The sequence below is a fragment of the Bacillus sp. NP247 genome (genome assembly GCF_018966865.1).
In the GTDB taxonomy this organism is placed as follows: domain Bacteria; phylum Bacillota; class Bacilli; order Bacillales; family Bacillaceae_G; genus Bacillus_A.
This window is the reverse complement of record NZ_CP076653.1, coordinates 3054235-3068594: the sequence shown is the minus strand read 5'-3', so window position 1 is coordinate 3068594 and position 14360 is coordinate 3054235. Positions and strand designations below refer to the sequence as shown.

Sequence of the window (14360 nt, the reverse complement as noted above, 5' to 3'; positions counted from 1 at the left end):
TACTTGAGGACAACAAAAAAGCAAAGATCACTTCTGACCTTTGCTTTTATATTTTTTATTTAAGTTAAAAAAGAATTGTTCCACCCTTGGGCGTACCCAAGCTAAATAATCTTTATCTTTCTTCTTTGTACAAGCTATTTCTTCTCCATCTACCATCTCGACAAGTTCCAGCTCTAACAGTTGCCTCGTAAATGCTACCATATTTACTTCTTCTGCTGGATATTCTTCTTTTAATTTATCCTCAATTTCTCCCAATAAAAAACCGTCACGCATCATTGCTAGTGCATCAATCCAAAGTGGCGGCATTTCATATGTCTCTCCTGTAATCGTATCTTTGACAATATAGTTCTTTTGCTCTTTTCGAAATTGAATCGTGTGTAAACATACAGTCGAATTTAATGTTAATTCCATCATACCACCCCTTTCATCATATCTGCATAGAAAAAAGGATGCGCGTGCACCCCTTCTTTTCTTTTCATAACACTACCGAACCGTTACATGAGTAACCAATCTCATGTCGATATTTTCCTCCATTATAAACGAAGTATTTTATAAAAAAAACCCTTCTTGAAACATTTTATAAAATGTTTATATTTACACAAGAAGAACACTTTTCTGAAAAATAATTTCTTCTACTTCACTACACTGTCGGTAAATAAATCTCCACCTCCGTTCCTACACCCATACTACTTTGAATTGTGATACTCCCTTGATGTTCTTTAATAATTTTATATGTAATCATTAAACCAAGTCCTGTACCATTCTCCTTTGTTGTATAAAAAGCCTTTCCAATCTTCTCTAATTTCTCATTCTCTATACCAAATCCTTGATCTTCGACAGAAATACACAAATGTCCTTCCGTTTTTTGGTATGCACGGATATGAATGTCTCCACCTTCTGGCATTGATTCTATTCCGTTTTTTATAATATTTAACAACACCTGTTTTAACTCTTTATCATCGCCGTTTATAACAGGTAAATTTCCATCTACTTGCAAATAGACTTTCACTTTATATTGACTCGCATAACTTTCCATTAACTGCACAACATATAAAAGGATTCCCCCTATATTACACCATTCATAATTTATTGATTTTGGTTTTCCTAATAACATCAATTCGCTAACAAATCCGTTAATTCTCTCAATTTCTTGTAGCATTATTTCATAGCTCATCATATCTTCAGGGTTTTTTTCTTTTTGCATTTGCGTAAATCCCTTCAAAGCCGTTAATGGATTTCGGATTTCATGCGCAATTGTTGTAGACATTGTGCCAATTACAGCTAAATTTTCCGTCTCTTTCATATTGTTCATCATTTCAAACACTGTTCTTACATAAGATTGAAATCGTTTTAACAAAGAATGTGAAATAATGAAATAGAATATACATAAGACAAGCGGAATCACAACTTTTAAATCTTGTAATATCAATGTAAAAAGTACATACTTTCCAATTACACTAAAGGAAACTAAATAAAAATATTTTCTGTTCACGAAAACTGGTGCAAATAAAATTAATAACATTTCTACCATACTACCATGTTCAAAAGCTCTATCCGTTCGCAAATAAATCATTAAATTATTAATAAGATTAATAAACATGTACCCAAATAAAAATAAATATTTTATAGAATATACATAGCCTCTTTTTTGAAGATATATTGAAATAGGAAATAATGCTATTACAAATATATATACACCTATCCCAAGGCTGCCTTTTGGCCAACCTACCGCTGTTCCATTAATGTTCATAGCAGGATATGCAAAATAATATATAGCGTCATATAAAAAGAATATAATATAGAATAATAATATAAATACTTTTAAAGCTTTTCTTTCTTCATAAATCAAGCTCTTGTATTTGTTCATATAAAAACTCCCCTTGATCGATACGAAAAAACATTTCCACCGTTATCTCCTTAAATTATAAATATGAAATTGCTTTCAGGGCAATATGTAACCTTATAATACTAAAAAGGAAGGAGATTTCTCCTTCCTTTTTAGTCACAACTTATATCCATCTTACCCTATCATGTAGCAGTCCATCCGTAAAATCATTATGCCCTATTACAAAATCCTTCATATATAAATTTAAATATTCACCGTACTTACTTTCTGTATTTAATAATAATTCCTCGACATAATAAGTACCTTGTCCAAGGTGATCTAAAAGTAAACTGCACAAACCTGCATAAATTCCACACCCTACTTGGAAGTAAGTTGCATTCGTTTTATATTTATGAAAAACTTGGCTACTATTCATCACGTTATACATATATGTCTCGCTATTTTCATAAACGAGTAGCACACCGACTAAATCTTCCCCTACAATATCATCTTCTGCTGGATTAAATACTTTACGATTCCAATTCCATAAATCTTCTACTTTATCTAAGTTCTGTCTAATTAAGTTTGTTGTATACTCATTGATCCGATAAAGAAAACCCACTTCCATATTAAAAGATTTTCCCAAAATTAAAACTTCTTCATGCGGCATTAAGCAACCATAAAATTCTTTTTTACCTAACTTTACTTTATACTCGGAAGCATATACATCCTCATAAAAGTAAAGTGGACGATGATGACTCATATACATAGGATAACTCCATATCGCTTCATCAAGAAAACGCTCTACTGCCCATGATGCATAAAGTGTATGAGGTTTTATTAGCCCTTTATCACCCAAAAATGAATTATCATGTTCTACAATATAACATGCTCTTGGTTTTTCATTTGGACGTTCTTTCATAAGCTCAACAACCATCCATTGAACAACACCTGGATTCATACCTGAGCCTATGATTGCTCTTGTATTTGTAAATGTTTCTTTCTCCTTCTCAAACCTCGTATACCTTTCCGTAAGCTGAAAACCAAGTAAACTATCGTCTTGATCTACCGCCTCATTTTCCAAAGCCGAATTAATATAACAAATACCAAGGTCATTACAACAACTCAGTCCCCTAATCGTATCTGCACCTGAAACATCAATAACAACCTTCGTTCTTTTTTCTTTTAAATGTTGTTTAAATTTGACTACATCTTGGAGGTTTATTTCATATAAAAAAAATTGCTCTTTCAAATTTGGAAACAACTCATCATAATAACTTTTATCTTTTTGTTTTATATCCACCAAATGGAAGTCCACATTCTTTATAACTTCATAAATTGGATCTTTTTCATTTACTATCGCTTGATTCAAAATTGCTAACACTGCTTTTGCTGCTCCACCAGCACTGCCAAGCAACGTAATCGAAAACGAATTTGGAAACTGCTCCACAAATAAAACCCCTTTAATAAATTAGTTGAGCAGCACTTCCTCAAAAAATGAATTGAATGCACCAAAAAATAGCTCGTACATCTTTTTTATAATTTGGTACAAGTTTACCTCGTTATAAGTAAAAACAGTAACATACTTATATATTCAATTCACTTTCCCCCTCATATCCAAATAACGGTAAACAAATAGGCTCGACCTTTTCTTCCGCATATATAAAAGAAAAAGCCAGCCCTTTTAACTAACCTACGGACAATGGACCGATTTCACATGTTGAATATTCACATACATTTTTGCGTCACGGGCTTTTAATATTTCAATATGCCCTTCATCAATTTTCGCCATCTTTCCGATTTTGTTAGATTCTTCACCTAAATCAAACACCATAATTTTCCCAGACATTTTAATAAGCTGTTCTTCGAACGTTCTAGCTAAAGTAATATTTAATGGATTTACGGGGAGTTCATTTTTATTGAGGGAATAAGGGACTTGATTCTCTTTATAGGGAATTAACCATTTCAAATGCTTTAAAGATATATATACTGTTTTGTAAACAGGGCTATAAAAAACAATATAATCGTTCATAACACTTGTAACATAACCATGTATTGGAGCATTTCCTGCCACATAAATTTCTGTAAAAATCCCTTTAGAGGTGCTCAATACTTTTCTCAAAGAAATTGAAGGGGATTCGCTCTTAATTACAGAATCCACACCTGGCTTTAATATTTCTTCATCATGCTCTCTTAAAAATTTATAATACTGGATATGGTATAAAGATATATATACGTAGTCTTGTCCATTGTAAAGAACAACAATATCATTTCCTACATCGATTAATACACCTTTAAATCTTTTTTCACCAATTAATTTAACATATATATTTTCTCCAATACTTTTGTGTAACTCATTCATCTATATCCTCCTTTCTATGGAATTATACTTTTCTGTCTTCCATTTCTAAAAAATAATCAGGGGCAATGTTTCTTCTTTTAATAGTAAGGAATTCCTTTTCATAATATCGCAACATAATTGTATCGATATAAGAAATCGTTCTTCACTTCCAATCATAATGCCCCTCTTATTTATCAAACATTATTCTTCTTCATTCTTTTTACATTTAACTACTTGACTCACACTCTTAATATGATAAATAATCACGTAAATAACTTCATCACCATTTACTAGTGTTATACATTCATCATGTACTTCACTTAATAAGCCTTCCACACACTCTGGTCCACCACGGTTAATTTTCACCCACTTATACTTCAAGTCACGTAATACATCGACAAAATTATCATCATCAGAGTAGAAACGTGAGATATAGCAATCGCCACATTTACTTTCTTTCACTTTCTTAACTAGACTCTTCACATGTTTCAATTGGTAATATACTAATTCTCCATGAGGTAGTTGTAGTGTAAGGTAATCTCCCCCTAACGATACAAGTATTCCCACTCGACTTTCTGGTCCGCGAAGATTTACTTTTACATTCTCACCAACTAAACTTTTAATTTGCTCACAGTATAATACACTCTCCAAATTTGTCTCCTCCTTTCTTATTATCATTATCTTCTTGATTGTCTTTGTGCACGAGCTCGACTTGAATTATTGCTACTTTCATCACTTTTCTCATCGCTCTCTTCGCATACTGGTTCGTTATAACTAACACTTTTAATATGAGCTAGTGCTATTAATACAACTTCTTCTTTTATAATTAACGTTACGTAATCGCAAGAAACGTCTTGTAAAATCCCTTCAACTTTCTCTGGGCCACCACGATTAATTTTTACCCAACGGTATTTGAAGCTTAGAAGCATTTTTTCGAAATCTTCTGCATAATCATATTCCAACCATCCACAATCATCTTCTACACAATCTTTCGTATTTTTTGTAACACTTTTCAGATGACGAAGCTGATAGTAATAGTGCTCTCCTTTTTCATTCTTTAATACGAAGTAGTCCGTATATACTGATACTATTGTCCCTTTTTGAGATTCTGGTCCACCTCTGTTTACTCTTACATAAGATCCAATTAAATCTTTCAAAAAATCACAATGAAGTAAACTCACGAGAAAACCCCTTCCATTAATTTATAAGCTTTTGCACTGATAGTATATGTATCTGTACAGGTTACGTTCTCTATGTTTGTCCTAGCTAGAAAAAAATATGCTTTTAACATGGTAGACTACTACCTATCAAAATTTCATGGAATGCTGAAGGCCCTTTAGGTTTTTAATAGCTTGAGACAAAAAAATCCCGTATGAAGGTACATTTCTGTATATCTTCATACGGGATTTCCCAAAATTTAGTCTTCGTCTTTAACATCCATATCTTCTGGAATTGGTTCGTTTAATATTTCTTCCACTAATAGTTTATATTTTTCCATTTGTTCTAAATGCGTGTTGAATTGTTCTTTATTTAATAAATATTGTTCTCCATCGAATAACGCACGAACTTTCTTTTGCTGAATTAACTCTTCAATATACGATTTTGGTAAATTCAAATACTCCGCAGCCTCTTCTACTGTTATATACAATGTGTTCATTCCCTTATTATTTTTTCATATATACTGTATCTTACTTTACTTTATTTTTGTAAACAAATAAAAAAGATTTTGTAAATGCAGTTTAAAAAGCAGGTAGAACCATTCCATATATTGTATAATAATATAGTAAGTATTTTTTTAAATATAGAATGGTATCACCCATTTACACAAAGGAGAGTTAACATATGGCTACTCGTCACATCATTACAATGTTAGAAAAAACATTACAAGTTGAAACAGAAAACACAACTTCTCATTTAACTACATCTTTATCTGATCGTATTCTTTCTCAAAGCGTAGCAATACACGAAACCAATTGTTATCATACAATTGGTGAATGGTACAAAAATCATTTTTTATTCCAACAAGATGATTTTCTATGGGCTAAATATGCTTTCTACGACGCATATTGTGAAGCTATAAAAAAACAGGGACATCTTACAAAACGCATTCGTCAAATATTAGAATCATTGGCTCGAAAACATGGAAAACAATACATTGCTTCTATACTAAATATGCCATTTCCTAACGAACGAGCAAAAGGAACAGCGTAAACAAAACATAGATTCATTGTTTTCTGGACTGATTTATAAATAAAATGTTCATGTCATATGAACTGATGAAACCGGTGTCATAATAATGATTGAAAATATAGTAAACAGGAAAACCCCCATTTACCTCTCTCGTCCATACGAATAGAGAAGTGAATGGGGGTATACTTGTTCCTTTATTATTTCATCATCTGCTTAATTAACTCTCGATTTCTCTTCTTAAATACTTCATTATGCGAAGAAACCATTCCGTACTCACTTGCATCTGGTTGAATAAATTGTTTCGCTTTATTCACAGCATTTCCAGCATCTTGGAACGCCCCTGCAATTAAATGTAATTTCCCTTCATGCTTTAAAATATCTCCAGCGGCATATAATCCATCTACCGAGGACTCACTATTTGCATTCCCTGCGATAAAGTAATTATCCACAATTGCGACATCTAGCTCACTATTTTCCAATAATGTAATGTCACGTTCATATCCATGATTAATAATAACTTCTTCAACAGGTAAATAAGAAACCTCTCCAGTTTCATGATTTGTTAATTCTACATGTTCAATCGCTTCATGGTTATCACCGGCAATTAATTTTGTAATCGATGTATTAAAGAAACATTCTGCCGAACTGTTCATAAGTTGTTTTACTTGTGCTTCATGACCAGATAATTCTTCTTTTCTATATGTTAAATAAACTTTTTTCGCGATTGGTTCTAATTCATTCGCCCAATCAATTGCAGAATTCCCTCCGCCTGAAATAATTACCGTTTTATCTTTGAAACGTTTTAACGATTTAACTGTATAATTTAAATTTGAGACTTCGAATCTCTCCGCACCCTCAATTGATAACTTTTGTGGATTCAATATACCACTACCAGTTGCGATGATCACTGTTTTTGAAAAATGTTCTTCCCCAGAGCTTGTTTTCAACGTAAAAATGCCATCCTGATTACGAATAATTGATTCTATTTTTGTATTCAATACAACTTCAGGCTGAAATGTTAATCCTTGTTGTACAAGTTGCTCAATTAATTTCTCACCAGTAACCGGTAATAATCCGCCAATATCCCAAATCATTTTCTCCGGATAAACATGTATTTTTCCACCTAACTGTGGTTGAAATTCTATTATTTTCGTTTTCATTTCTCTTAGTCCACTATAAAAAGCTGAATAAAGCCCCGCAGGCCCTCCGCCTATCACGGTTACATCAAACAATTCTTCTTGATTCATTCGTGCTCACTCCTCAGCTATTAATCATTGATTATCATTCTCAATAAAATATAACTTGTTTTTATAAATTTTACAATCAAAATCACTATTGACAATACACCTATATAAAATTATAGTATTTAAAGAATCAATAGTGATAATCATTATCAATTTATTAATTATTAGCAACTGTGAGATTACATCTTCTTCTATTACTATGGTGAATACTATATGGTAAAATCTCATATTCAAGATTGTTAATAAGACTTTTGTATTACCACTAACTTTTCAAAAGATTAAAGCTAAACAATTTATTGTATATCACATATCATCTATCAAAAGGAGAAAGACGATGAAAAAGTTATTTATTTCACTAACAGTTCTGTTCGTCCTTGTTATGAGTGCTTGTAGCAATGGTTCAACAGACAAGAAGAACGACACAAAAGGTAAGAAGTCAGAAACAATTACATACCAATCTGAAAATGGTAAAGTTGAAGTTCCAGCAAATCCACAACGTGTTGTTGTCCTATCATCATTCGCTGGTAACGTAATGTCATTAGGAGTAAATCTTGTTGGGGTAGATTCATGGTCTAAACAAAACCCACGTTTCGATAGCAAACTGAAGAATGTCGCTGAAGTATCAGATGAGAATGTTGAAAAAATTGCTGAATTAAATCCAGATTTAATCATTGGGTTATCAAATATTAAAAATGTTGATAAGTTAAAGAAAATCGCTCCTACTGTAACATACACTTACGGAAAAGTTGATTACTTAACACAACACTTAGAGATCGGTAAATTATTAAATAAAGAAAAAGAAGCAAAAACTTGGGTTGATGATTTCAAGAAACGCGCACAAACAGCTGGAAAAGACATTAAAGCGAAGATCGGTGAAGATGCAACAGTTTCTGTTGTTGAAAACTTCAACAAACAGCTTTACGTATACGGCGAAAACTGGGGCCGTGGAACAGAAATTCTTTACCAAGAAATGAAATTAAAAATGCCTGAAAAAGTAAAAGAAAAAGCTTTAAAAGAAGGATACTACGCATTATCTACTGAGGTATTACCTGAGTTTGCTGGTGATTACTTAATCGTAAGTAAAAACAAAGATACTGATAACTCATTCCAAGAGACAGAATCATATAAAAACATTCCAGCAGTAAAAAATAATCGTGTATATGAAGCAAACATGATGGAATTCTATTTCAATGATCCACTTACATTAGATTTCCAACTAGACTTCTTCAAGAAGAGCTTTCTTGGTCAATAATACAAACATGAGGAATTCTTAATTTAAGAATTCCTCTTCCTTTATTCTATGAAAAGAAAAGATGTGAAACGAATGAAAAAAGAGCAAGACAACCTACGTTCCAATGCTTTTACATACAAATTAATTTTGAGTATCATTGCATTCTTTCTTATTTTTATGTTTGCAATGGTGTTAGGTGCTGCGGATACTTCTATAAAAGATGTATGGTTAGCACTTACTTCCTCTGCTAAAGGGGATAAGCTATCCATCCTTCGTGAAATACGTTTACCACGTGAAGTTGCTGCTATTTTTGTAGGAGCTGGACTCGCTGTTTCTGGTGCAATTATGCAAGGATTAACGCGAAACCCTCTTGCTGATCCAGGATTGCTTGGCCTAACTGGCGGCGCAAATGCTGCACTTGCACTAACACTTGCTTTCAATCCTTCTATAAGCTACCTTTACTTAACACTAGCTTGCTTTATCGGCGCTGCAATTGGCGCTATTATGGTATTTGGAATTGGCATGGTGAAAAAGGGCGGACTTTCCCCTCTTCGAATTGTATTAGCTGGTGCTGCTGTTTCAGCATTTCTACTTGCAATCTCAGAAGGTGTTGGCATTTACTTTAAAATTTCACAAGATGTATCAATGTGGACGGCTGGGGGCGTAATTGGAACGAGTTGGAGCCAATTAAAAATTATTATTCCGGTTATTTCAATAAGTATATTTATCACTATTTTACTTGCAAAGAAATTAACAGTCCTTAGTTTCAGTGAAGAAGTTGCCGTTGGACTCGGTCAAAAAATTATCGTCATTAAAACAATTTTATTTATCATTATTATCTTGCTTGCTGGTGCTTCTGTAGCGCTTGTCGGAAATATGGCATTTATCGGCTTAATGGTGCCTCATATGGTTCGTCCTATCGTTGGACCAGACTACCGTTTCGTTATACCGATGTCAGCTATCGCTGGTGCTTCCTTTATGTTACTTGCAGATACAATCGGGCGTACTATTAACGCTCCGTACGAAACACCCGTCGCGGCAATTGTCGCTATTGTAGGATTACCATTCTTCCTATTCATTGTACGTAAAGGAGGAAGAACTTTCTCATGATGCAATCTATTTTAAAGAAACAACGCCTTATCATACTTGCATTACTTATACTTACCATCACAACAATTGTAATTGGAATGGGACTCGGTTCTGCCGCCCTCTCCTATGACAGATTAATCCCAACACTTATGGGACAAGGTACATTTAAAGAAGAATTCGTTTTATATTCTTTAAGGCTACCTAGAATCGTCATTACATTATTAGCTGGTATGGCTCTCGCTTTATCAGGTGCTATATTACAAGGTATTACCCGAAACGATTTAGCTGAACCTGGTATTCTCGGCATTAACGCTGGTGCTGGTGTTGCAGTTTCTGTTTTCTTTCTATACTTCCCGATAGACGTAGGTTCATTCCTTTACCTACTACCAGTTGTTGGATTTATCGGTGCGTTTCTAACAGCTGTTCTAATTTACGTATTTTCATATAGTAAATCCACCGGCCTTCAGCCAATACGATTAACATTAACCGGCATCGGTTTTTCATTTGCACTATCTGGAATAATGATTGTCCTTATTTCATCCGCTGATCGTATGAAAGTGGACTTTATCGCCAAATGGATTGCCGGAAACATTTGGGGAGATGACTGGACATTTGTTTTAGCAATGCTTCCTTGGCTAATCGTATTAATCCCATTTGTCTTCTATAAAGCACATCGATTAAATATACTAGCATTAAACGAGCCAGTAGCAATCGGTGTTGGAATTGAAATTGAAAAAGAACGAAGATACTTATTAATCGCAGCCGTTGCACTTGCTGCTGCAGCTGTTTCCGTAACAGGAGGAATTAGCTTTATCGGACTTATGGCTCCTCATATCGCAAAATCTTTAGTAGGTCCAAGGCATCAAATATTCATGCCTATCGCCCTTTTAATTGGCGGATGGTTATTACTATTAGCAGACACAATTGGACGAAACATCGTCGAACCTAGCGGTATTCCAGCAGGTATTGTCGTCGCTTTAATTGGTGCTCCTTACTTTATGTATTTATTGCTTAAGAAGGTATAGAAACACCCTCAAGAGTGAAATCTTGAGGGTGTTTTTTCATTCTACTGCTGCCCATAGCCTTCAAACTTCTTCGCCAAATGCTCCATCTCATCTTCTGGCAACAGCTTCGGTTCCCCGACACTTTTCGTTTGATAATAAATTTGGGCGCAAAACTCAATCTCTTCTGCAATAGTAAACGCCATTTTTATATTATTTGCACCCGCAATTAAACCGTGATTTGCAAGTAATACAGCACGACGATCAACCATCCCTTCAAAAGCAGCCTCTGCTAATTGCTTCGTACCAAATGTTTCATACGGCGCACAGCGAACATTCGGACCTGCAAAAGCAATTAAATATGACACAGCAGGAAGCTCCCATCCTAATGATGCGATCGTCTTCGCATAAGGAGAATGTGTGTGTACAAGCGCGTTTATATCTTCACGATTTCTATAGTAAATAAGATGCATATCTAATTCACTTGATGGCTTTCTTTCTCCTTCTACTACTTCACCATCTAAGTTTAATATAACTACATCTTCAGGCTTTGTTTCATAATACTCTAAACCACTTGGGCTAATTGCAACTAGGCCTTGTTCACGATTGAAAATACTAATATTTCCCCCGGTCCCCTTTGTTAAACCGCTAGAAATCATTTTCTTTCCGTACGCTACAACTTCTTCTCTTTCTTTTTGTAATAACATATACATCCCCCTAAGTATGAAGCTTATGATGACTGCTTTTTATCTATCTACTTATTGAAATAGCTTTTTTAAATTCTCCGTAAACGGTGCTTTCACAATTCCTTTTTCTGTAATAATCGCTGTTACATTTTCATGTGGCGTAACATCAAATGCTGGATTATATACTTTACTTTCTTTCGGAGCCGAATATTGTCCGAAACGATTGATCACTTCAGAACCATCTCTTTCCTCAATCGGAATTTCTTTTCCTGTCGGTGTTTTTAAATCAATTGTTGGTGTTGGTGCTGCTACATAAAATGGAATGTTGTAGTATTTAGCTAAAATAGATACACCTAATGTTCCAATTTTATTTGCTACATCACCGTTTGCTGCTACTCGGTCACAGCCAACGATTACCGCATCAATCTTCCCTTGTGACATGACCATTGCTGCCATATTATCTGTAATGACCGTTACATCGATTCCCGCTCGCTGTAGTTCTAATGCTGTTAACGTTGAACCTTGTAATCTAGGGCGTGTTTCATCCGAATAGATTTTTAAGTCCCATCCTTTTTCTTTCGCTAAGTACATTGGAGCTGTCGCAGTACCGTACTTCGTCGTTGCTAACGCCCCTGCATTACAATGCGTTAATACTCCCATGCCATCATGGAATAATGTTAATGCGTGCTCTCCAATTTGACGGTTAATTTCTTCATCTTCTCTATGAATCTCTTTTGCTTCTTCTAATAATCTATCTTTCAACTGCGCAATTGATAAGTGAGCATTCTCTTTCGCTACACTTTCCATTCTTTCAAGTGCCCAAAATAAATTTACTGCCGTCGGTCTTGATGTTGCTAAATATGCACATACTTTTTTTACTTCCTCTATGAATTCTTCCGCCGAACTTTCAGCAACTTCCTTTACCCCTAAATACACACCATAGGCTGCTGAAACACCTATTGCCGGCGCTCCCCGTACTTTCATTACTTGAATCGCATCCCAAACACCCTCAGCCGTTTTAAAAGATTCATAGACTACTTCGTTCGGCAATACCGTTTGATCCAACAACACTAAAGCATCATCTTTCCATTGAATTGGTATTAATTGCTCTGCCATCATCTTTTCCCCTTACTTCACATTCTGCACAAATTGTTCTTTTAGCGTTTCTATAAAGCTTGCACCTGTTTTATATTGTTTCGCCTGCAAAATAAATTTCTTCGCTGCCTGAAGGCAAATTCGTTCCGCTCTCGCGTGTGCTTCCTCATTCTCAATACAAGTAATATCCTTTACCTTTGCTAGCCCAACAATACGACGAATTAATTCAAGACCCGTCACTGCCGCTGTATCCTCTAATACAGATTGTAAATAAACACGATTAAAGCCTTCTTCCTTCGCCATAATCTCTGTCACATGAATATCCCAAGCATCTAAAAATTTCTTCTTAAATAAATCAATTACATCTACCATTGTAGATTGTAGCCAATCCATATATGTATCTTTCTCAGCTCCAGGCGGCATAGTCTCATCTGCATTCACCCAAGCAAATATTAAATTCGCCATTACATTCCCAACGTCATATCCCATAGGTCCGTAAAAGGCAAACTCAGGATCAATAACCTTTGTAGAATCACTTTTTACAAAAACAGAACCAGTATGTAAATCACCATGGAGTAAAGCTTGTGCATTCGTCATAAACGCAAATTTAAGCTTTGCTACTTCCATACGAAGTTCCTTATCGCTATATATATTCTCTCTAATCCAACCTTCATTTAATTGAAACAATTCGTTGCGTTTATTATGATTTGTGAATGGCTCAGAATATACGAGGTCCTCTGTAATCTCGCATAACTCAGGATTTATATAATTTTTCACGAGTTCCTTCTTCTCTTTATGATTCATTACAACATCTGATGTTAATAGAAGAGTATTTACCATAAAGGTAGTTAAATCGTCAGCAAGACTTGGAAATATTTGATGATTCATGAGTGCTGTACGCAATATTGTGTGATCTGATAAATATTCCATCACACAACAATTCATCACACTATCAAACAAATAAACCTTTGGAACAAGCCCCGATGCTAACTCCTCCTCTAACTGCAAAACATCAGATTCAATACGAATACGATTCGTCGACAACTTAAACTCATCTGAAATACGCGCTGTATCCCCAGCTTGCTTTACAATGACAGAAATATTCTCTTTTTCATCCCAAACACGGAACACATAATTTAAATTGCCATCTCCTATTTCTTTACACTTTAACCCCTTTGCGTGTTCGAACTTAGATAGCTTCTCTTGCACATATGTCATCACATCTTTAGCTTCCATTAAAAAATACTTCGTGAACTTAGACATGGCTTCCCCTCCACACTAATTGTAAGCGTTTTCTGAAGACTATAAAAAAAATAATAGGGTGAAATTTTTTATCCTACAACTAATGTCTTCTTTTTGAAAGATGTATCTAGATTTTATTATAGCTCGTTAAAGATGGGGGTCAATGCTTCCATTTCCCTAGTTTATTCTCTATAACTAAAGGAAAACTTTAATCAATCGAGGGTTTGTCTATCCCTATTGATTATTAACTCGCACCAATTGTGCCTCTACAGTCAGCCGGCTCCGCCCTAACTTCTTTATTTTCCATTCGAACTTCGATGTGGGAATCTTATTGTACATAAATTGCGGGATAAGTGTTAAAAATTACGAATTTCATAACACATTGACACATTAAATTCATATATCTAAAATATAAA

The 14360-nt window shown here is 34.5% G+C and carries 15 protein-coding genes; 4 read left to right on the top strand and 11 right to left on the bottom strand.

Going from position 1 to position 14360, the window contains the following annotated elements; translation table 11 throughout:
- Positions 1-27 precede the first annotated feature (27 nt).
- The 7 genes from KPL75_RS16155 to KPL75_RS16125 form a co-directional block, all read right to left on the bottom strand.
- Positions 28-411: a hypothetical protein gene (locus tag KPL75_RS16155; protein ID WP_219916973.1), complete on the bottom strand. Its 384-nt coding sequence runs from the start codon at positions 409-411 to the stop codon at positions 28-30.
- A 229-nt stretch (positions 412-640) separates the two neighbouring features.
- Positions 641-1867 carry an ATP-binding protein gene (locus KPL75_RS16150; RefSeq protein ID WP_219916972.1) on the bottom strand — a complete coding sequence of 409 codons (1227 nt, stop codon included), beginning with the start codon at positions 1865-1867 and terminating at the stop codon, positions 641-643.
- A gap of 142 nt (positions 1868-2009) precedes the next feature.
- Complete coding sequence (locus KPL75_RS16145; protein WP_219916970.1) at positions 2010-3275, bottom strand: S-adenosylmethionine decarboxylase related protein; 1266 nt, start codon at positions 3273-3275, stop codon at positions 2010-2012.
- Positions 3276-3518: 243 nt separating this feature from the next.
- On the bottom strand, positions 3519-4187 hold the full coding sequence (locus tag KPL75_RS16140; RefSeq protein WP_219916968.1) for an LSm family protein: 669 nt from the start codon (positions 4185-4187) through the stop codon (positions 3519-3521).
- Between the two features lie 180 nt (positions 4188-4367).
- The gene (locus KPL75_RS16135; RefSeq protein WP_016096994.1) at positions 4368-4817 is read right to left on the bottom strand and encodes a hypothetical protein; all 450 of its coding nucleotides are present in this window, start codon (positions 4815-4817) and stop codon (positions 4368-4370) included.
- A gap of 26 nt (positions 4818-4843) precedes the next feature.
- Positions 4844-5347, bottom strand: coding sequence for a spore coat protein (locus tag KPL75_RS16130; protein WP_219916967.1), 504 nt, complete (start codon positions 5345-5347; stop codon positions 4844-4846).
- A 236-nt stretch (positions 5348-5583) separates the two neighbouring features.
- Complete coding sequence (locus tag KPL75_RS16125) at positions 5584-5823, bottom strand: helix-turn-helix domain-containing protein (RefSeq protein WP_219916965.1); 240 nt, start codon at positions 5821-5823, stop codon at positions 5584-5586.
- Positions 5824-6008: 185 nt separating this feature from the next.
- Between KPL75_RS16125 and KPL75_RS16120 the strand changes: the two genes are divergently transcribed.
- Positions 6009-6377, top strand: coding sequence for a hypothetical protein (locus tag KPL75_RS16120; RefSeq protein WP_219916964.1), 369 nt, complete (start codon positions 6009-6011; stop codon positions 6375-6377).
- Positions 6378-6553: 176 nt separating this feature from the next.
- Here KPL75_RS16120 and KPL75_RS16115 read toward each other — a convergent pair whose 3' ends face one another.
- A complete protein-coding gene (locus KPL75_RS16115; RefSeq protein ID WP_219916962.1) occupies positions 6554-7603 on the bottom strand; it encodes an NAD(P)/FAD-dependent oxidoreductase in 1050 nt (349 codons plus the stop codon).
- A gap of 331 nt (positions 7604-7934) precedes the next feature.
- On the opposite strand from KPL75_RS16115, the gene KPL75_RS16110 reads away from it, so the two are divergent.
- From KPL75_RS16110 to KPL75_RS16100, 3 genes are read left to right on the top strand one after another with little or no spacing between them, the layout of a single operon-like run.
- Positions 7935-8852: an iron-hydroxamate ABC transporter substrate-binding protein gene (locus KPL75_RS16110; protein ID WP_002091285.1), complete on the top strand. Its 918-nt coding sequence runs from the start codon at positions 7935-7937 to the stop codon at positions 8850-8852.
- Between the two features lie 48 nt (positions 8853-8900).
- Positions 8901-9941: a FecCD family ABC transporter permease gene (locus KPL75_RS16105; protein WP_219916961.1), complete on the top strand. Its 1041-nt coding sequence runs from the start codon at positions 8901-8903 to the stop codon at positions 9939-9941.
- Positions 9938-10945: a FecCD family ABC transporter permease gene (locus tag KPL75_RS16100; RefSeq protein WP_219916960.1), complete on the top strand. Its 1008-nt coding sequence runs from the start codon at positions 9938-9940 to the stop codon at positions 10943-10945. Before KPL75_RS16105 ends, KPL75_RS16100 begins: the two co-directional genes overlap by 4 nt.
- Positions 10946-10986: 41 nt before the next feature.
- Here KPL75_RS16100 and KPL75_RS16095 read toward each other — a convergent pair whose 3' ends face one another.
- The 3 genes from KPL75_RS16095 to mtnK are packed head-to-tail and all read right to left on the bottom strand — an operon-like array spanning position 10987 to position 13965.
- A complete protein-coding gene (locus KPL75_RS16095) occupies positions 10987-11628 on the bottom strand; it encodes an L-fuculose-phosphate aldolase (protein WP_219916959.1) in 642 nt (213 codons plus the stop codon).
- A gap of 51 nt (positions 11629-11679) precedes the next feature.
- The gene (mtnA, locus tag KPL75_RS16090; protein WP_219916958.1) at positions 11680-12723 is read right to left on the bottom strand and encodes an S-methyl-5-thioribose-1-phosphate isomerase; all 1044 of its coding nucleotides are present in this window, start codon (positions 12721-12723) and stop codon (positions 11680-11682) included.
- A 12-nt stretch (positions 12724-12735) separates the two neighbouring features.
- Complete coding sequence (gene mtnK, locus KPL75_RS16085) at positions 12736-13965, bottom strand: S-methyl-5-thioribose kinase (RefSeq protein ID WP_219916957.1); 1230 nt, start codon at positions 13963-13965, stop codon at positions 12736-12738.
- Positions 13966-14360: the final 395 nt, after the last annotated feature.